A 19,347-nucleotide genomic window follows, 5' to 3' on the forward strand; every position below is an offset into this window, starting at 1 on the left:
ACCAATCAGGCGGCCAGCTTGGAGATGTCCGCCACGCGGTTCATCAGGCCATGCAGTTCGCCCAGCAGCGCCAGGCGGTTGTCGCGCAGTGCGGTGTCGTCGGCCATCACCATCACGCCGTCGAAGAAGGTGTCGACCGCTTCGCGCAGGCCGGCCAGCGTCTTCAGTGCAGTGGTGAAGTCGCCGCGCACGAAGGCATCGTGCACGTGCGGCTCGGCCGCGGCGACAGCGTCGTGCAGGGCGCGCTCGGCGTCTTCCTTGAGCAGTTGCGGCTGCAGCGCGCCGATGGCAACGTCAGTCTTCTTCAGGATGTTGGTGATGCGCTTGTTGGCGGCAGCCAGCGCTTCGGCTTGCGGCAGGGCGGCAAACGCACGCACGGCTTCGAGGCGCGCGACGATGTCGTCCAGGCGCTGCGGGCGCTGACTGACCACGGCTTCGACTTCGTTGGTGCTGTAGCCCTTGTCCTTCAGGTAGCCGCGCAGGCGGTCGTACAGGAAGTCGGTGATGGCGGCCAGGTCCGGCTTGACCGCGCCAATACCGTCGAAGCTCGCAGCGGCAATCTGCAGCGCATCGTCAATCGTGAGCGTGAGCGGCTTCTCGATCAGCATGCGCAGGATGCCCAGCGCGTGGCGGCGCAGCGCGAACGGGTCTTTCTCGCCCGTGGGTTGTAGGCCGATGCCCCAGATGCCGACCAGCGTTTCGAGCTTGTCGGCCAGCGCCACGACGGTGCCGGTGGCGGTGCTGGGCAGCGTGTCACCGGCAAAGCGCGGCTGGTAGTGCTCGGAGCAGGCCAGCGCCACGTCGTCGGGTTCGCCGTCGTGGCGCGCGTAGTAGGTGCCCATCGTGCCTTGCAGCTCGGGGAACTCGCCCACCATGTCGGTCAGCAGGTCGGCCTTGGCCAGCAGCGCACCGCGCGAGGCGTGTGTGACATCCGCGCCGAGCTTCTCGGCCAGTTGGCCGGCAATCGCCTGCAGGCGCGACACGCGCTCAAGCTGCGTGCCGATCTTGTTGTGATAGACCACGCGCGAGAGCAGCGGCACACGGTCGGCCAGCGGCTTCTTCTTGTCTTGCTCGAAGAAGAAGCGGGCGTCGGCCAGGCGCGGGCGCACCACGCGCTCGTTGCCTTCGATGATGGCTTGCGGCGTGTCGGTGGCGATGTTCGAGACGATCAGGAAGCGGTTGCGCAGATGGCCTTGTGCGTCCGTCAGCGCAAAGTACTTCTGGTTGGTCTGCATGGTCAGGATCAGGCACTCCTGCGGCACGGCGAGGAAGGCCTCCTCGAAGTGGCAGGGGTAGACCACGGGCCATTCGACCAGCGCGTTCACTTCATCCAGCAGCGCTTCGGGCATGACGACCGTATCGGCGCCAGCCGTTTTGAGCAGCTCGGCGCGGATGGCGTCCTTACGCTTGGCATAGCTGGCGATGACCTTGCCCTGGCTCTCCAGCGTGCTCGCGTACGAGGCGGCGTCGTTGATGACGATCTCGCCTCCCGCCGACAGGAAGCGGTGGCCCAGCGTGACGTTGCCCGATTGCAGCCCAAACGCGCTCACGGGAATGACGTCGCTATCCAGCAGCGCGATCAGCTTGTGCGCGGGGCGCACGAATTGCACGTTGTCACCGTTCGGGCGCTGGTACGTCATCACCTTCGGAATCGGCAGGTTGGCGATGGTCTGCGACAGCGCGGTCTGCAGGCCATCGGCCAGCACGGCGCCGCGCGCGGTGTAGCGGTAGAAGAGCGACTCGGCCTTGCCATCCGGTGCGCGCTCGAGCGAAGCAGGATCGATCGAGTCCACGCCCACGGTCTTGGCCAGCGCGGCCAGCTTCTTGACCAGCGGTGCGGCGGGCTTGCCCTCGGCGTCGAAGGCGATGGTCACGGGCAGCACCTTCTCGCGCAGTTCGCGGTCGGGCGCGGTGCGGCGCACGCCGGTGATCGATGCGGCCAGGCGGCGCGGCGTGGCAAAGCCTTCCACGGCGGCGCCTTCTTCGAGCAGGCCTTGCGCCGACAGACCCTCAAACAGCCCGCGTGCAAACGCCTCGCCCAGGCGGGCCAGCGCCTTGGGCGGCAGTTCTTCGGTCAGCAGTTCGATCAGGAGGGTGGACATAGCGTTTGAATCGGTGACGTCGTTGTTCTGCGCTGCGCATGCGCAGCGGTTACGTTGTGAGGTTCAGCAGGGCTTAACAGGGCGAACCCGGCACGGGCTCCACGCCCGAGAGCAGCCACACGCCGTTCTGCTGCTGGAACTGCAACTGCGTGCCGGCACACTGGCCCGGCGGAGGCGGCGGTGCGATCGGCGCCGGCGTCGTGCCGGGCGCGGCGGCATCACGGCGCAGGAAGCGTGCAGACAGCGTGCCGCGGCGCGCGTCGTAGCGCACCTCCTGCAGCGTGCCCGACACGTTGAATTCCAGGCGGCTCGGCAATTGTGCCGACGAGCGGAACATGCGCGCACGCCGCTGCGCCTTCGCGCCGGTGCCTTGCCATTCGACCCACGTGAACGGGAAGCGCAGGGCGGTGGCGTACGTGCGCAGCGGCACGCGGTGCCAGCCTAGATCGCGTGCGCCGGACAGGTCGCAGGCCATCGTGCGCGCCAGGCTCGTCCACTGGTCGAGCGAGGGCGGGGGCGGCGTCCATTCTGTGCCCAGCGCTTGCTGCAGCGGCTTGGAATCCGCCACGCAAAGCTGCGTCAGGTTGCTCGGCACGACAAAAACCTTTTCCGTCGATGCCGGCTTGGACGAGCGGTGCCGCGCCGCTTGCGCAACGCCGGCCGGCAGCGCCAGCGCGGCGATGGACGCAGCGGTCAGCAGAGCCAGGCCGCGCCGCGCACGGGAGGCCGTCATGCAGCCTCCGTCGTCTTGGCAGCGGTAGCAGCGGCCGTGCCGCACATCGGGAAGCCCAGGCGCTCGCGCGAATCGTAGTAGGCCTGCGCGACCAGGCGCGACAGATTGCGGATACGGCCGATGTAGGCGGCGCGCTCGGTCACCGAAATGGCGCCGCGTGCGTCCAGCAGGTTGAACGTGTGGCCGGCCTTGAGCACTTGCTCGTACGCGGGCAGGGCGAGCTGTACGACCGGGGCATCGCCCTCGGCGGCGGCGTCCCCCTCTGCGCGCACGCCCATCAGGCGCTTGGCTTCGGCTTCGTGCTCGGCAAAGCGGCGGAACAGCACGGCGGTGTCGGCCTGCTCGAAGTTGTAGGTCGATTGCTCGACTTCGTTCTGGTGGTAAACGTCGCCGTAGGTCAGGCGGCGCTTGACCGGGCCATTCGGGCCCGGCTCTTCCCACTCGGTCCAGACCAGGTCGTAGATGTTCTCGACCTGCTGCAGGTACATCGCCAGGCGCTCGATACCGTACGTGATCTCACCGGTCACCGGCTTGCAATCCAGGCCGCCCACCTGCTGGAAGTACGTGAACTGAGTGACTTCCATGCCGTTGAGCCACACCTCCCAGCCCAGGCCCCAGGCGCCGAGCGTGGGGTTTTCCCAGTCGTCTTCCACGAAGCGAACGTCGTTCTGCTTCAGGTCCAGGCCCAGTGCTTCCAGCGAACCCAGGTACAGATCGAGGATGTTTTCCGGCGCCGGCTTGAGCACCACCTGGTACTGGTAGTAGTGCTGCAGGCGGTTCGGGTTCTCGCCGTAGCGGCCGTCCTTGGGGCGGCGCGACGGTTGCACGTAGGCGGCTCGCCACGGCTCGGGGCCGATCGCGCGCAGGAAGGTGTGCACGTGCGAGGTGCCGGCGCCGACTTCGAGGTCGATCGGCTGCAGCAGGGCGCAGCCCTGAGCGTCCCAGTACGACTGCAGCTTGAGAATGAGTTGCTGGAAGGTGAGCATGGTGGGTCCCGTTGGTCCGCTGCGGCGTGCAACGGTGCTGTACGCCGCGCGGCGGTGGAATGCAGCGGCGGGCACGAGAAGCGCCTGGCTCCGCAGTTACGTGCATGAGCGCCGCAAAACGTTGAATTTTAGCGTTTTTTGTCAGCCACTCCGGAAAGTGGCTGGAAAGTCTCCGAGCGCAGGCGAATCAGTTCGCGCTAGCCCCGGCGACGGCGCACGCATGCGATCAGCAAGACCAGCATGCCCAAGCCAAGTGCAGGTGCGTTGCCGACGCGCACAAACGGCGTCAGACCTTGCGTGCCCTGCACGTTTGCCTGCAGCGTGCCAAGCGTAAATACAGGGAGGAGCGCCTGCACGCTGCCGTCCGGGCGCACCACGGCGGTCGCCCCCGTATTGGTGGCGCGCAGCATCGGGCGGCCGGTTTCCAGTGCGCGCATGCGCGAAATCTGTAGGTGCTGGTCCAGCGCGATCGTGTCGCCAAACCACGCCAGGTTCGTCACGTTGGCGAGCATCGTGGCGGGCTGATCCGCGTGCCGCAGCGAGGCGGCGATCTCCTCGCCGAACAAATCTTCATAGCAGATGTTGGGGGCGATGCGCTGATCGGCCACCGTCATGGGCGGCTGCACCGGCAGGCCGCGGCGGAAATCGCCCAGCGGCATGTTCATCATGTTGACGAACCAGTGGAAGCCGAAGGGGATGAACTCGCCAAACGGCACGAGATGGTGCTTGTTGTAGCGGTACACGCCCTGGAAGTCGGGGCCGATGCCGAACACGCTGTTGGTGTAATCGACGCGCGAATCCTCGCTGGCAGCGCCGAAAAGCACGCTGGAGCGCGTGGTGTCCACATACGTGCGCAGGGCCAGCGCGATCTCCTGCGGCATCTCCTGGATCATGATCGGAAAGGCCGTCTCGGGCGTGACCACCAACTGCGCGGGCTGCTCGGTGACCAGCTTGGTGTACAGCGCCAGCGAGCGCTCGATGCCGGTTTGCTGGAACTTCACGTCCTGCGGCACGTTGCCTTGCAGGAGGCGCACCGAGATCGGCTTGCCCACCGGCTGCGTCCACGCAATGCCGTGCAGCGGCCAGCCGGCCACCAGCACGATCGCGCCCACGATGCCCGCCAGCCAGTGCAGGCGGCGCTCGGCCGCCACGCACAGCAGGCCGGCCAGCACGGCTGCGATCAGCACGATGCCGTACACGCCCACCAGCGGCGCGTAGCCTGCCAGCGGACCATCGGTGTGCGCATAGCCGCCGTTGATCCAGGGGAAGCCCGTCCACACCGTGCCGCGCAGCCATTCCGTCACGGCCCATGCCGCACCGAATACCAGCGCGGATGCAGTACCAGACCATCGCCCGCGTCTTGTTAGCCCCTGCCACGCCCACACCGCCAACGCCGGATGTAGCGCCAGGTAACCCGCGAACAGCAGCACGGCCAGCGCAGCCATCCACGCCGGCATGTCGCCGTAGACGTGCATGCTGATATAGAGCCACCAGATGCCCGACAGGAACCACCCGAGCCCGAAGGCGTAGCCCAGCCATGCCGCATCACGCAAGCGCGGCGCGCGCTGCACCAGCGCGGCCAGCCCCGTCAGCGACAGGATCTGCAGCCACCACCAGTGGTTTGGCGCGAACGACAGCGTATGCATGACGCCCAGCAACGCCGCCAGCGGCATCGCAAAGCGCAGCCGAGCGAGCGGCACAGGATGGGCGTCCTGCCGACGGGACGGTGCGGCAGGGGTAGAGAACTGAGCGGGCACGGAAGAATCAGGCGGGGTGAGAACCGGAGGTGTCGGTCGCGGTATTGCCGCCGGCCGGCGTGGTGATGCGGCGCACGAGCAGCACCTGCACCTGGCGTGCATCGGCGCGCAGCACGTCGAACTGCAGCGTGCCCAGGACGATCTTTTCGCCACGGTGCGGCACGCGGCCCAGGTGGTTCGACAGCAACCCACCGATGGTGTCAACGTCGTCGTCGGAGAAGTGCGTGCCGAAGGCTTCGTTGAACTGGCTGATCTCGGTCAGCCCGCGCACGCGCATGTGGCCATCGGCGGTGGGCAGGATGTTGTCTTCTTCCTGGTCGAAGTCGTATTCGTCCTCGATGTCGCCGACGATCTGCTCCAGCACGTCTTCAATCGTGATGAGGCCCGCCACGCCGCCGTATTCATCCACGACGATGGCGATGTGGTTGCGATTGACGCGAAAGTCGCGCAGCAGCACGTTCAGGCGCTTCGATTCGGGGATGAACACGGCCGGGCGCAACATGTCGCGCACGTCGAAGTCTTCATCGGTATAGAAGCGCAGCAGATCCTTGGCCAGCAGGATGCCGATGATGTTGTCACGGCTGCCTTCGTAGACGGGGAAGCGCGAATGCGCAGCTTCCTGCACGAAGGGGATGAATTCGGACGGTGCGTCGGCGATGTTGAGCGCATCCATCTGGGCGCGCGGGATCATGATGTCGCGCGCGCACAGGTCTGAGACCTGGAAGACGCCTTCGATCATCGACAGGGAGTCGGCGTCGATGAGGCTGCGCGCGTGGGCGTCTTGGAGGATTTCCAGAAGCTCGGCCCGCGATTCGGGCTCGGGCGAGATGAGGTCGGTCAGGCGTTCCAGCAGCGTACGGGGTTTGTCGGCTGGCTTCGGACTGGGATACGGATCATTCATGGCGCGGTCGCGCGTCGTTCAACATCGGGCCAGCATACACCAAAAGCCCCGCCGTCCCGATGACGGCGGGTGGCCGCCCGGCCTCCGTATGTGCTTCGAATTTCACATCTGGAGGCCGGGTTCGAGCGGGTTGGAGCGATCGGTCTGCCGAGGGGGGAGCGGTCAGTCGTCGCCCTTTTCGCCGCCGTGTTGCTGGCCGTTGTGCTGCCCGTTGTTGCCCTCGTTGCCTTGGTGGTTGTCGTTCCCGCCGTGGTCGTCGCCGTCGCCACCGTGGTCGTGGTCTCCGCCATGGTCGCCATTACCGTTGCCCTCGCCGTAGTGATGGCCGTTGTTGCTGTGGCCGTCGTCGCCATCGTGGTGACCCCGGTGGCCGTGACCGCCGTCGCCGCCATGGTCGTGGTCACCGCCGTGGTCGCCGTCGCCACCGTGGTCATGATCGCCGCCATGGTTGCCGGGGTGATCCGGATGCGGCGGATGAACGGGATGCGGCGGGTGATCCGGGTGGGGCGGATGCACAGGGTGCGGCGGGTGATCCGGATGCGGCGGATGTACCGGGTGCGGTGGGTGGTCCGGATGCGGTGGGTGCACCGGATGAGGCGCCGGGGTCGGTACCGGGACCGGCGTTGGCACCGGCGTCGGCGTCGGAGTCGGCACCGGAGTCGGAGTCGGAGTCGGAGTCGGTGTCGGTGTCGGTGTCGGTGTCGGTGTCGGTGTCGGTGTCGGTGTCGGTGTCGGAGTCGGAGTCGGAGTCGGAGTCGGAGTCGGAGTCGGAGTCGGAGTCGGAGTCGGAGTCGGAGTCGGAGTCGGAGTCGGAGTCGGAGTCGGAGTCGGAGTCGGGCTAGGGGTCGCGCCGGGGCCGGGCGCCGGGGCCGGCGTCGGGCCGGGGCTGGGCGTGGCACCAGGTGCCGGGGCGGGTGTGGGGCTGGGTTTGGACGGTGCCGGTGTGTTGTTGCTGTTGGGGGGCGGTGTGTCGTTGTTGCCCGTCGGCGTGGTTGCCGTCGGTGCTGGGGCGGCGGATTGCGCGCTGCTGTGATACCGGCCCAGCGTGCTGGCACCGCCGTAGGCCGTCCAGCGGCCCGCGATTTCCTTGTCGACGCCCGCAAGCCAGTGGTCGCCGGTGACACCGACGCCCACCAGCGCCTTGCTGCTCGCAAAGTCGTAGCCGCCGCCGATGAGTGCCTGCACGCTGGTGCTGCCGACCACCGCCTGCACGCGCGGCCGGATGGTGCCGGGCGCGACCATCAGATTCACTTCGGCGCCGACGACGTTGTTGCCATCGGAGATGTTGACCGTGCGGCAACCGACCACCGCGCCTGGATGCCACGCGCCGTCGAACACGACGACAATGCCCGCGTAGCACGATTGCTTGTGGTCCGCTCGCGCGGTGCCTGGTGTGACCGCAAGCGCTGTGCCGACTCCCACGCCGAGCAACAGCGTGGTCCACGGAATGCTGTCCATGAAGCGTTGACGCATGATGACCTCCCCGCAGTGCCGCGCCCGTCTGTGCGTGGGGGCGGCCGATGGCGCTCGTTTGCGCCGACATTCGTTTGCTCGCTCGGGTGGCGGCTTATGCGAGGAGGATAGAAATCGCACCGGCAAAACCCCATGCGCCGTACGGAGAGCGGCGAGGGTGTCGGATGGCCGACGGGGAAGCCGGGGCGTATGCGCGGTTTGACGGGCGCAGGCATGCGCCAAATGGCGGAGGAAAACCCGGAAACCCTTATCCAGACTGGGTCTTCGTCAATGCGGTTGATTCAGCGTTGAAACAGCTGCATTGACAAAGGTAGGGCGCCTGAAATGCAAAACGCCGGCATGAAGCCGGCGTCGGAACAACAAGCGCGTTGCGCTTCAGCGATCTGCGTACGGATCGGCAAAACCGAGATCGCCGAGGATCTGGGTTTCGATGCCTTCCATCTCTTCGGCGTCGGCCGCGTCTTCGTGGTCGTGGCCCTGGGCGTGCAGCGCGCCGTGCACGATCAGATGCGCGTAATGCGCCTGCAGCGGCTTGCCCTGTTCCTTGGCTTCCTTCTCGACCACCGGGCAGCACAGCACGATGTCGGCCGAGACCGGGTCTTCCTCGCTCTCGGCGTACGAGAAGGTCAGCACGTTGGTCGCGTAGTCCTTGCCGCGGTACGTGCGGTTGAGCGTGCGGCCTTCCTCTTCGCTGACGAAGCGCACGTTGAGCTGCGCATCGGCAAACAGCGCGGGCGCGATCCACGCTTCGATGTCCGCTTCCTTGGGCAGCGCCTTGCGGGCAGCGGCCTTGAGATCATCGCCGTACTGCACGGTCAGGTCGAGCGTGAGCATGTCTGCGCCGCCGAACGTGTCGTCGAGGTCTTCCGTTCGCTCGGTTTGCACCGGCTCGGCTTCAATACGAAGCGTGACGCTGTCATGGTGCTCCGGACGCAGCGACAGCATGGCGTTCGTGTTGGTGTCCGAATGCTCGGCGACGAGGGTGATGGCGCCATCGGCAGTGTCGGGCACGCTGATGATCAGGCTGCGGCCGTCGGCAAAGGCGATGCGCACGGCGCTGGCATCCACCGTCTTGGGTTTGCCCTTGGCGTCGAACACGTCGACGCGCGGGCCGAACGACTCGGTGGCTTCGGGTTGGGTCTTCTTGGTTTTGGTTTTAGCTTTGGCCACGTTCAGGCGTCCTTGTGCTGTGCATGGAATTCGTCATAAGCCTCGACGATGCGCGCCACCAGCGGGTGACGCACCACGTCGACGCTGGTAAAGCGCGTCATCGCCACGCCGCGCACGTCACGCAATACGTGCTGCGCTTCGATCAGGCCGCTCTTCTGGCCGCGCGGCAGGTCGATCTGCGTCGTGTCGCCGGTAATCACGGCCTTGGAGCCGAAGCCGATCCGCGTGAGGAACATCTTCATCTGTTCCGGCGTGGTGTTCTGGGCTTCGTCCAGGATGATGAAGGCGTGGTTGAGCGTGCGGCCGCGCATGTACGCAAGCGGCGCGATCTCGATCATCTGGCGCTCGAACATCTTCTGCGTCTTGTCGAAGCCGAGCAGGTCGTACAGCGCGTCGTACAGCGGGCGCAGGTACGGGTCGACCTTCTGCGCGAGGTCGCCGGGCAGGAAGCCCAGGCGTTCGCCGGCTTCCACGGCGGGACGCGTCAGCACGATGCGCTTGATGGCGTCGCGCTCGAGCGCATCCACCGCGCAGGCTACGGCCAGATACGTCTTGCCCGTGCCCGCTGGGCCGATGCCGAACGACAGGTCGTGCGAGAGGATGTTGCGCAGGTATTCGCGCTGCATCGGCGTGCGGCCATGCAGATCGGTGCGGCGCGTGTGCAATACCGGCGACAGGTCGTTGCCATCCGGCGCGTCGAGGTTCGACTCGGGCAGATAGGCGCCGTGCGCGGCCACCTGGCGGGTTTCCACGAGGCCGAGCTGGATGTCATCCACCGACAGCGGCTCGCGCGCGCTGTTGTAGAAGGTCTCCAGCGCGTTAGCCGCGCCCTGCGCGTTGGCGCCGCGCACGGTGAACTTGGCACCGCGCCGGTTGATGGTCACGTCCAGCGCCTGCTCGATCTGGCGCAGGTTTTCATCCAGCGGCCCGCACAGGTTCTGCAGGCGTGCGTTGTCGTTCTTGGGCGCGGTGAATTCAGCGGTGGTCGGTTTCATCCAATCCGTCTGTGTTGATGATCAGTGGGTCACACGGTCGCCATCAGCGACCACCTCACCACGCAGCGAGTGCGGGAACGCGTGCACGATGCGCACGTCGAGCATCTGGCCGATCAGTTGATCGCGGCGTGCCTGCGGCAGGTCGGGCAGCGCAAAGTTGACGACGCGGTTGTTCTCGGTGCGGCCGTGCAGCTCCGTCGGGTCCTTGCGCGACGGGCCTTCCACGAGGATGCGTTGCACGCTGCCGACCATGCCCTGGCTGATGCGCGCGACGTTCTCTTCGATGGTCGCCTGCAAATGTTTCAGGCGTTCGAGCTTGACGGCCTGCGGCGTATCGTCGTGCAGGTTGGCCGCTGGCGTGCCGGGGCGCGGGCTGTAGATGAAGCTGAACGAGGTGTCGTAGCCGATCTCGTGGATCAGGTCCATCGTCTTGGCGAAGTCCGCATCGGTTTCGCCCGGGAAGCCGACGATGAAGTCGGTGGCGATGGAGATGTTCGGCCGGATCGCGCGCAGGCGGCGGATGCTGCTCTTGTATTCGAGCACCGTGTAGCCGCGCTTCATCGCCATCAGGATGCGGTCGGAGCCGTGCTGCACGGGCAGGTGCAGGTGATCGACCAGCTTCGGGTTGGTGGCGTAGGCCTCGATCAGGCGCGAGGAGAATTCCTTCGGGTGACTGGTCGTGTAGCGGATGCGCTCGATGCCCGGAATTTCGGCCACGTATTCGAGCAGCAGCGCGAAGTCCGCACGCTCGGTGGTGTCGCCCATCTTGCCGATGTAGGCGTTGACGTTCTGGCCCAGCAGCGTGACTTCGCGCACGCCTTGTTCGGCCAGGCCCGCCACTTCGGCCAGCACGTCGTCGAACGGGCGCGAGACCTCCTCGCCGCGCGTGTAGGGCACCACGCAGTAGCTGCAGTACTTCGAGCAGCCTTCCATGATCGACACGAAGGCGCTGGCGCCATCCACGCGCGCAGGCGGCAGGTGGTCGAATTTCTCGATCTCGGGGAAGGACACGTCGACCTGCGAGCGGCCTGTGCGGCGGCGCGCGGCAATCAGCTCCGGCAGGCGGTGCAGCGTCTGCGGCCCGAAGACGACGTCCACATACGGCGCGCGCGCCACGATGGACGCGCCTTCCTGGCTGGCCACGCAGCCGCCCACGCCAACGACGAGGTCCGGCTTGAGGGCCTTGAGCGCCTTCACGCGGCCGAGTTCGGAGAACACCTTCTCCTGCGCTTTCTCGCGCACGGAGCACGTGTTGAAGAGGATCACGTCCGCGTCTTCGGGCGTGTCGGTGGGGACGAGACCTTCAGCCGCATTGAGCACGTCGGACATCTTGTCCGAGTCGTACTCATTCATCTGGCAGCCGTAGGTTTTGATGAAGACTTTTTTCATGTGCCGTTCACAGTGGTTGACCTGGGGGCACGTGCTTCGTGGGGCGTTCTGTTCTGACTACTGAGACTGGGCTTGTGCGGCCACGGCCGCCTTGTAGTCGTCATCGCTGACAACCCAGGCTGTCAGCAACTGCTGATACAGATCGAGCTGATAGCGCACCTTGAACGACTGGCCGATCACCGAACCCGGTAGCAGCAGGCGCCCATCCAGCGACAGGATCCGCACGCCCGGGGCGAAACGGATGTCTGCACTGGTACTCCCGAAGCCCAGCAGCAGGATGCGGACAAGCCCGGTGCTGCCGGTGCTCAGCGTGCCCGAATTGGCCGAGTTGACGGTCAACTGGGCCGCCGGAGCCGTCGCCGGAATATTGCGCAGCACCTGCGCATGGGCGGACAGCAGCGGCGCCGATGCCGCCACACTGGCAGCAAAGGCTAGGGCGAGGACTTGGCGTCGGGTGCGCATGGCGTCGTCAGGGGAAAGCCACCGCCGGGTGAGCGACCCGGCACACGAAACACGAGACAACCCGACATTGTACCGCCGGCAGGTGCCTTCCTACAGCGCTTCGGCGATCTTTGCGGCCAGCGCCACACCGCTGAGGAATGCTGCTTCGACGCGCGGGCCTTCGCACCAGTCGCCGCAGGCCCCCAGGCGGATGGCGGCATCCCAGTGGCAGGGCAGGCCGGCGGGCTGCTCAACCAGCGCGTGCGGCCACAGGTGGGCAGCCATCACGTCGGGCTCGGGCGTGCCCGGGAAGGCCTCGGCAAAGCGGGCGTGCAGGGCGTGCAGCGCCTGCTCGTGAGTGTCATTGGCGTGCTGGGCCGACCAGCCCGGCGACGCATGCACCACCCACGATTCCTCGACCATCACGCGGCCCGGCTTGGTGTTATCGCGGGCGGCCCAGGCGAGCATGTCGTCGTCGATGCGGATGCCGTCGTAGGGCAGGCCGAGCGGTTGCGCAAAACCCATCATCAACGCCCAGCACGGCGCGTAGCGCACGGGCGCGATGGTCTCCTGCAGCGAGGCGGGTGTTGCCCCGTGGAACAGCGCCGGCAGTTCGGGCGCGGGCAGCGCCAGGGCGACGATGTCGGCATGCGTGGTATCCGTGCCGTTGCGCTCGACCGTCCAGTGCCGGCCATCGTGCGCCACGCGCGTGACGGCATGGCCGAAGCGGATGTCCAGCGGCGCGGCCAGGCTGCGTACCAGCGCGCCCATGCCGGGCAGGCCAACGTAACGGGCTTCATCGCGCGTGTCGGCTTGCAGCGCGTCGGCTGTGCGATGGCCCCAGCGCGCAGGCCACGGCAGCACGGAGCCTTGCCGGCCGGCGGCATCCACCGCCCGGCGGAAGGCTTCGCTGCGTACGTTGAACGACTGTGCGCCGTGGTCGAACGCATACGCCGGAGCGGCCTCGGGCAGGACCGTGGTGGCCAGCCGCCCCCCAACGCCGCCCGCCTGCTCATAGACGGTGGCGGCAATGCCTTCTGCAGCAAGCGCGTTGGCACAGGCAACGCCGGCAATGCCGGCTCCGACGATGGCGATGGAAGGCTGGGTCATGGACGTGACGTGGGAATCGGGGCTGGGAAGTTTCGCCATCATATCGGGTCGCGCCCCAATGAAAAACGCCACCCGAAGGTGGCGTTTGCGACAGCGCAAATCCGCGCAACGCGGCCGTCAGAACTTGTAACCGATCGCCAGCCCGAACACGACCGGGTCGACCTTGATGTCGGTCTTGTTGGTTGCCAGTACCTGGCCTTCCTGGCTGCGGATCGTGATGGTCGAGGTCGTCTTCAGCGGCAGGTACGACACCGTGCCGATGGCGGACCAGTTCTTGGCGAATTCATACGACACGCCGACGCTGGCCACCGGCGTCCAGGAGCTGGAGGTCTCGGCGCTCACCTTGGCCGGGCCGGTCGGCACCTGTCCCATGCCCAGCTGCAGCACCTGCCCCAGGTTCTGCATGGCGTTCACGAAGTTCGAGTTCAGTCGCAGGTTGGTGAAGAAGTTGTAGCTGACGCCGCCGCCGATGAACGGGCGGAACTTGCTTTCCTTGGTGCCGAAGTAGTACTGCGCGACGATCGTCGGGCTCCACTCCCGCACCGTGGCAACGGGGTTGTTCTGCGGCAGGCCCAGGTTGATCAGCGTCAGCGGCCCGATCACCGGCACCGGCGCGATCACGTTGCCGCTGCCGTACAGGTTGAACTTGGGCGGCACGCCACCGACGAACGTGCCGGCGATGTTGTCGTTGAAGAAGTGTGTGAACGTGACCGACAGCGTGTTGGCGTTGCTGACCTTCACATCTGTGCCCGGCGACTGGTACGTGCCCAGACCCAGGGCGCTGGTCGTGGTGGTCAGCGGCGTGGCTGAATCCATCGGGCGGATGTAGAACCAGCCCACCGCCATGACGTTGCGGCCCCAAACGTAGTCGTCCATGAACTGACCGAATCCGCCGCCACTGGAGCTGCCTGAGCCGGTGCTGGCGCTTGCAGCGACGTTGGCTTCTGCCGTGGATTGCGCATGGGCGAGGGTGCCAGCGAAGGTGCTGACGGCCGCGCAGGCAAAGGCGGCGGCGATGCGGCGGGTGGTGCGGTTCATGTGGTCGTCTCTCTGGATGGGATTGTTATAACGCCGAGGTGTGGCGATTTGTGTTTCCGCAGCATAACGCAGCGCTTTTGTTACGTTGCGCTGCGTTGATCGAAGTTTTCCTCTAGCTTGTACGCACGCAACAAGGGGTTTCCCCCTAGGCACGTTTCATACTGCCCACCGGTCGGCGGAGCCTTGGTGCACAACGATCTGCGGGCGGTGCGCTAAAACTTGTATTCCGGGTTTTTGGGGTTGAAAGTCTGGTCGTTCCAGGTCTTGCGGGTCACGCTTTCGATGACGATTTTCTCGAGCTGGTTGCCCGATTCGTCCCACGATTCTTCGATGCGCACCCAGGGGTTTTTCAGGTCGAAATACAGGCGCACCCGCTTGGCGTAGAACGTGGGTGGGCCGCTGGGAGCATCCCAGGTCAGGCGCAGCATGCGTTCGCCGTCTTCCGTCACCAGCTTCGCTTCATTGAACTTGCCGCTGCCGCCAGCCGCCACGTGGGCGCGCCCATCGCGCTCGACCGTGTCGACGATGAACTGCAGTCCGAGCTCGCGCGCCGTGTGGTTCGACTGCGATTTCGCGAGCGCGCCGTCCAGCGCACTCCAGATCGCCACAAAGCCGACGAGGCCGCCAAGGTGGCCGTACATCGCATCCTTGCGCACAGTTTCGTCATAGATGATTTCCTGCCCAGCGTGCGCGCCGCCCTTGAGCCAGCGCGCGTAGAGCTGGCGCGGCGCGTCGCGGTAGCGGACGAGCATGAGCGCGGGCTGGCTCTGCCACTGGCCTTTCACGCGTTCCTGGCGGCGCATGCGGTATTCGTACTCGGGCAACTTCGCCACCTCGGCCTTGAGCCAGCGCACCAGCGTTTCAGGCTTCATGGCCTGCGCCATGGCGAGGACGTCTTCGTCCGGCCAACTGGCGAACGCGTTGGCATGCACCTGGCTGCCGAGCCAGGCCGTCTGCTTTGCGATGTCCATGGCGGCAAAGGCGTTGATGGCCGCCGATTGCGATGCGGCTGAGGTGGCTGCAGTGGTTGCGGCAGGCGCGGATGCATCGGGGGCAGCAGGCTGGGCCCAGGCCGTGGCGGCGCAGGCCAGCGTGGCGGCCAGGGCGAGGGCACGCAATCGCACGCCGGTTCCGTTTGAGCCGGTCATTGCTGTGCCTGCGCGCGGGCGCGCTTGATGTCGGGGTCCGCATCGCGCAGCTCGCGGCGCAGGATCTTGCCCACGGTGGATTTGGGCAGCTCTTCATGACGGAACTCGACGATGCGCGGCATCTTGTAGCCGGTCAGATGCGCGCGGCAGTGTTCGAGCAGCGCGGCTTCCGTCAGCGCGCTCGTGCGCGGTACCACGATGATCTTCACGCGCTCGCCGGCCACCGGGTCGGGCACGCCGATGGCGGCCACCTCCAGAACCTCGGGGTGGAGTGCCACCACGTCTTCGATCTCGTTCGGGTACACGTTGAAGCCCGAGACCAGGATCATGTCCTTCTTACGATCGATCAGGCGGATGTAGCCGTTGGCATCCATCACGCCGATGTCGCCGGTGGAGAACCAGCCGTCGGCGTCGATGGCCTTGGCGGTTTCATCGGGGCGCTGCCAGTAGCCGCGCATGACCTGGGGGCCGCGCACCTGCAACTCGCCGGGTTCGCCCAGCGGCGCGATGGTGCCGTCGTCGCGTTTGAAACGCACTTCGGTGGAGGGCGCCGGCAAGCCGATCGTGCCGCTGAATTCGGTGATGTTCGGCGGGTTCATCGATACCACGGGCGAGCATTCCGTCAGCCCATACCCTTCCACGATGGTATGGCCAGTGACCTTCTTCCAGCGTTCTGCAATGGCGCGCTGCACCGCCATGCCGCCGCCGATGGTGATCTTCATCGCGGAGAAATCGCGCTTGGCAAACTCGGGGTCTTCCAGCAGCAGGTTGAACAGCGTGTTCACGCCCGCAATGCCCGAGAAGCGCTCCTTGCGCAAGATGAAGAGCACCCGTTTGGTATCGCGCGGATTGGCGATCAGGATGTTGCGTCCGCCCATGGTCATGAACATGAGCAGGTTCACCGTGAGCGAGAAGATGTGATACAGCGGCAGCAGCGTGACGTTGGTCTCCGCACCGCCGGTGAGCATGCTCTTGGACCACTCCTCTGCCTGCAGCAGGTTCGCGATGATGTTGCGGTGGGTGAGCATCGCGCCTTTGGCCACGCCGGTGGTACCGCCGGTGTACTGCAGAAAGGCGATGTCTTCCGGTGCCAGTTGCACCGGCTGCAGCGCACGCGAGCGCCCCGCAGCCAGCGCATCGCGCAGCCAGATCGGCGAGGGTAGCTTGTACGGTGGCACTTGCTTCTGCACATGCCGCATCACGAAGTTCAGCGCTCGGCCCTTGACGTTGAGCGCGCCGCCCATCAGGTCACCAATACCCGTGATGACGATGTTGCGCACCTGCGTGCCAGGCAGCGCCTGCTGCAGCGTGCGCGCAAAGTTCTCCAGCACAACGATGGTCTGTGCGCCGGAATCGCACAGCTGATGTGCCAGTTCCGGCACCGTGTACAGCGGATTCACGTTGACGACGATGGCGCCGGCCAGCAGCGTGCCGAACAGGCACACCGGATACTGCAGGCTGTTGGGCAGCATGATCGCCACGCGGTCGCCCTTCTTCACACCTCGCGATTGCAGCCATGCCGCGAAGTGCTGGGCCTGGCGCTCGCATTCGTCGTACGTCATTTCGGTGCCGACGCTCACGTAAGCGACACGCGTACGGTACTTCTCCACCGATTCGCGAAACACTTCGGCCAGCGAGCGATAGCGGTCGGGGTCGATCTCCGCAGGCACGCCTTCAGGGTACGACTTCAGCCAGATGCGTTCGGTCAGATTGTTGTGGTCAGCAACGGTGTTCATGGTGTCTCCGTCCATGAAAGCGAGCGGCATGGTTTTGTTATGTGCCGCGTGGGTTGGGCGAGTTTTCTGAATCTGGGCCGTCCCATGGGCCCGTCGATTCAATGCGACATGTTTTCGGGGCGCTCCAGAATGGCGACCACACCTTGGCCGCCCGCCGCGCAGATCGACACAAGCCCGCGCCCGCTGCCACGTTGCGCCAGCATCTTGGCGAGCGTGGCGACAATGCGCCCGCCCGTGGCGGCAAACGGATGCCCGGTGCCGAGCGAGCTGCCATTCACGTTGAGCTTGCTGCGGTCGATGCTGCCCATCGGGGTGCTGCGGCCGAGCTTTTCGCGGCAGTATTCCGGCGATTCCCACGCGGCCAGCGTGCACAGCACCTGCGCAGCAAAGGCTTCGTGGATCTCGTAGTAGTCGAAGTCCTGCAGCGTCAGGCCCGCGCGTTGCAGCATGCGCGAGACGGCGTAGGCCGGCGCCATCAGCAGCCCTTCGTTCTGCTCAGGCGTGCCGCTGAAGAAATCGACGGCGGCCGTGTCGGCGCAGGTCATGTAGGCGAGCACCGGCAGGTTGTGCGCACGCGCCCAGTCTTCACTGGCGAGCAGCACGCACGATGCGCCATCGGTAAGCGGCGTGGAGTTGCCCGCAGTCAGGGTGCCCGCCGCGCTGCGATCGAACACCGGCTGCAGTTTCGCCAGTTGCTCGATGGCGAGGTTGCTGCGCAGGTTGTTGTCGCGGTCCAGCCCGAGGTGGGCGGTCATCAGATCGGTGAAGAAGCCGCGCTCGTAGGCGGCGGTGAGATTGTGGTGGCTGCGCAGGGCGAGGGCGTCCTGGTCTTCGCGGCGGATGCCGCAGCGCTTGGCCATCAGTTCGCAGTGCTCACCCATCGATAGGCCTGTGCGCGGCTCGCCGTTGCGCGGCAAGAGCGGGCGCACGAACATCGACGGCCGCAGCCCGGCCAGCGCCTTGATGCGCGCGCCGGTGGACTTGGCGCGGTTGGCCTCCAGCAGGATCTTGCGCATCTTCTCGTTCAGGCCGACGGGCGCGTCGGAGGTCGTGTCCGTGCCGCCCGCGATACCCACATCGATCTGCCCGAGCGCAATCTTGTTGGCGACCAGGATGGCCGCTTCCAGCCCCGTGCCGCACGCCTGCTGCACATCGTATGCGGGCGTCTGCTTGGCGAGCGTGGTGGAGAGCACCGTCTCTCGCGCCAGGTTGAAATCGCGCGCGTGCTTGATGACGGCACCGGCCACGACTTCGTCCAGACGCATGCCGTGCAGGTTGAAACGATCGACCAGACCCTGCAGCGCAGCGGTCAGCATCTGCTGGTTCGATGCCGTGGCGTAAGCGGTGTTCGAGCGGGCGAACGGAATGCGATTTCCCCCGAGGATGGCGACGCGGCGCGGCTGCCCGGTTCCGTGCGCATTGACGAGCATGGCTTCAGTCTCCCGAAAGTTCTTGTTGTGTCTGCGTCAGCGTCAGCACGCCACGCAGATAGGGTTTGTCGCCGGCGGCATTGCGGACTTCGAACGGGCCGCCCGGTGCAGCATCATCGGCTCGCCACAGCGTGGCCGCGCCCGGCAGCGGCAAGGGCGTCTTGAACTCGGCCACCACCTCGCCTTGCGTGAGCGGGGCAGCGGGCAGCAGAGCGGCCAACGCGCGCGCCTTGGTCCACATTCCGTGCGCGATCGGGTGCGCAAAGCCGAACAGCTTCGCGCCGATGTTCGAGACGTGGATCGGGTTCCAGTCGCCCGACACGCGGGCGTAGCGGCGGCCGGTGTCGGCGGGTACCTCCCAGTGGCTGTCGAGCGACAGGGCTTGCGGCGTCGGCAGTGCAATCAGCGGTGCGCCCTGTTGCGATGGCACGCCTACGCGCAGGTACGTGGACAGCGATTCCCACACCACCGCCCCCGACTTGACGACGGCGGTCTCAATGGCGAACGCCTGCCCGCGCGCGTGCTGGAACAGCCGGCGCGGGCGCACCTCCACGCGTACGCGTTCGCCGGGTTGCAGGCGCCGGTGCTGGCGGATCGTGTTGCCCAGGTGCACCAGGCCAATCACCGGATACGGAAACGCGGACTCCGTCATCAGCAAGAGTTGCAGCGGAAAGCCAAGCAGATGCGGATACGTCATCGGCACGCCGTGCGCGGGCGAGAAGCCGCACACCGCGGCGTATTGCGCGATGTGCGCGGCGTCGAGCGGCACCTCCTGGCGCACCAGCGTATGGCGCGGCAGCGGTCCGCCGCGCTTGCCCTTGCGTTGCGACAGCAGCGCGCGCCATGCCAGCGCACCGGCTGACGGCGGCTCGGTCACCAGCGTCTTCGTGGCGACCATCGGAGCGGGCAGGGGCGATCGGGCAATGGCGCGCATGATC

At 66.3% G+C, this 19,347-nt stretch carries 17 protein-coding genes; 1 reads left to right on the plus strand and 16 read right to left on the minus strand.

The annotated features are described in order from the left end of the window. Positions 1-5: 5 nt before the first annotated feature. The 6 genes from glyS to NG900_RS03660 form a co-directional block, all read right to left on the minus strand. Entirely contained in the window at positions 6-2,102 is a 2,097-nt protein-coding gene (gene glyS, locus NG900_RS03635) for a glycine--tRNA ligase subunit beta (protein ID WP_252676766.1), read from the minus strand. A gap of 73 nt (positions 2,103-2,175) precedes the next feature. Then, positions 2,176-2,835, minus strand: a complete 660-nt coding sequence (locus NG900_RS03640; protein WP_252676768.1) for a hypothetical protein — start codon at positions 2,833-2,835, stop codon at positions 2,176-2,178. Continuing rightward, positions 2,832-3,821, minus strand: coding sequence for a glycine--tRNA ligase subunit alpha (gene glyQ, locus NG900_RS03645; RefSeq protein ID WP_252676925.1), 990 nt, complete (start codon positions 3,819-3,821; stop codon positions 2,832-2,834). Before glyQ ends, NG900_RS03640 begins: the two co-directional genes overlap by 4 nt. Positions 3,822-4,018: 197 nt before the next feature. Further along, entirely contained in the window at positions 4,019-5,521 is a 1,503-nt protein-coding gene (gene lnt, locus NG900_RS03650; protein WP_252676770.1) for an apolipoprotein N-acyltransferase, read from the minus strand. A gap of 64 nt (positions 5,522-5,585) precedes the next feature. Then, complete coding sequence (locus NG900_RS03655) at positions 5,586-6,479, minus strand: HlyC/CorC family transporter (RefSeq protein WP_252676779.1); 894 nt, start codon at positions 6,477-6,479, stop codon at positions 5,586-5,588. 162 nt (positions 6,480-6,641) lie between these two features. Continuing rightward, positions 6,642-6,995 carry a hypothetical protein gene (locus tag NG900_RS03660; RefSeq protein ID WP_252676781.1) on the minus strand — a complete coding sequence of 118 codons (354 nt, stop codon included), beginning with the start codon at positions 6,993-6,995 and terminating at the stop codon, positions 6,642-6,644. Positions 6,996-7,039: 44 nt separating this feature from the next. Here NG900_RS03660 and NG900_RS03665 point away from each other — a divergent pair, with 44 nt between their 5' ends. Continuing rightward, on the plus strand, positions 7,040-7,321 hold the full coding sequence (locus NG900_RS03665; protein ID WP_252676783.1) for a hypothetical protein: 282 nt from the start codon (positions 7,040-7,042) through the stop codon (positions 7,319-7,321). A 1,006-nt stretch (positions 7,322-8,327) separates the two neighbouring features. Here the strand turns inward: NG900_RS03665 and ybeY are convergent. The 10 genes from ybeY to NG900_RS03715 all read right to left on the minus strand — a co-directional run bounded on the left by ybeY (position 8,328) and on the right by NG900_RS03715 (position 19,343). Next, on the minus strand, positions 8,328-9,122 hold the full coding sequence (gene ybeY / locus NG900_RS03670; RefSeq protein WP_252676791.1) for an rRNA maturation RNase YbeY: 795 nt from the start codon (positions 9,120-9,122) through the stop codon (positions 8,328-8,330). 2 nt (positions 9,123-9,124) lie between these two features. Then, positions 9,125-10,117, minus strand: a complete 993-nt coding sequence (locus NG900_RS03675; protein WP_252676793.1) for a PhoH family protein — start codon at positions 10,115-10,117, stop codon at positions 9,125-9,127. 21 nt (positions 10,118-10,138) lie between these two features. After that, a complete protein-coding gene (miaB, locus tag NG900_RS03680) occupies positions 10,139-11,506 on the minus strand; it encodes a tRNA (N6-isopentenyl adenosine(37)-C2)-methylthiotransferase MiaB (protein WP_252676800.1) in 1,368 nt (455 codons plus the stop codon). Between the two features lie 57 nt (positions 11,507-11,563). Further along, positions 11,564-11,968, minus strand: a complete 405-nt coding sequence (locus tag NG900_RS03685; protein WP_252676802.1) for a hypothetical protein — start codon at positions 11,966-11,968, stop codon at positions 11,564-11,566. Positions 11,969-12,058: 90 nt separating this feature from the next. Continuing rightward, positions 12,059-13,057 (minus strand): NAD(P)/FAD-dependent oxidoreductase, encoded by a 999-nt coding sequence (locus tag NG900_RS03690; protein ID WP_252676804.1) that lies wholly within the window; start codon positions 13,055-13,057, stop codon positions 12,059-12,061. Between the two features lie 117 nt (positions 13,058-13,174). Next, on the minus strand, positions 13,175-14,095 hold the full coding sequence (locus tag NG900_RS03695; protein WP_252676805.1) for an OmpW/AlkL family protein: 921 nt from the start codon (positions 14,093-14,095) through the stop codon (positions 13,175-13,177). 212 nt (positions 14,096-14,307) lie between these two features. Then, positions 14,308-15,219: a DUF1571 domain-containing protein gene (locus NG900_RS03700; RefSeq protein WP_252676927.1), complete on the minus strand. Its 912-nt coding sequence runs from the start codon at positions 15,217-15,219 to the stop codon at positions 14,308-14,310. A 20-nt stretch (positions 15,220-15,239) separates the two neighbouring features. After that, entirely contained in the window at positions 15,240-16,979 is a 1,740-nt protein-coding gene (locus NG900_RS03705) for an AMP-binding protein (RefSeq protein ID WP_252676807.1), read from the minus strand. Between the two features lie 98 nt (positions 16,980-17,077). After that, positions 17,078-18,409: an acetyl-CoA C-acetyltransferase gene (locus NG900_RS03710; protein WP_252676809.1), complete on the minus strand. Its 1,332-nt coding sequence runs from the start codon at positions 18,407-18,409 to the stop codon at positions 17,078-17,080. 4 nt (positions 18,410-18,413) lie between these two features. Further along, complete coding sequence (locus tag NG900_RS03715) at positions 18,414-19,343, minus strand: MaoC/PaaZ C-terminal domain-containing protein (RefSeq protein WP_252676811.1); 930 nt, start codon at positions 19,341-19,343, stop codon at positions 18,414-18,416. Positions 19,344-19,347 lie beyond the last annotated feature (4 nt).

The organism is Ralstonia soli (genome assembly GCF_023955655.1).
GTDB lineage: Bacteria > Pseudomonadota > Gammaproteobacteria > Burkholderiales > Burkholderiaceae > Ralstonia > Ralstonia soli.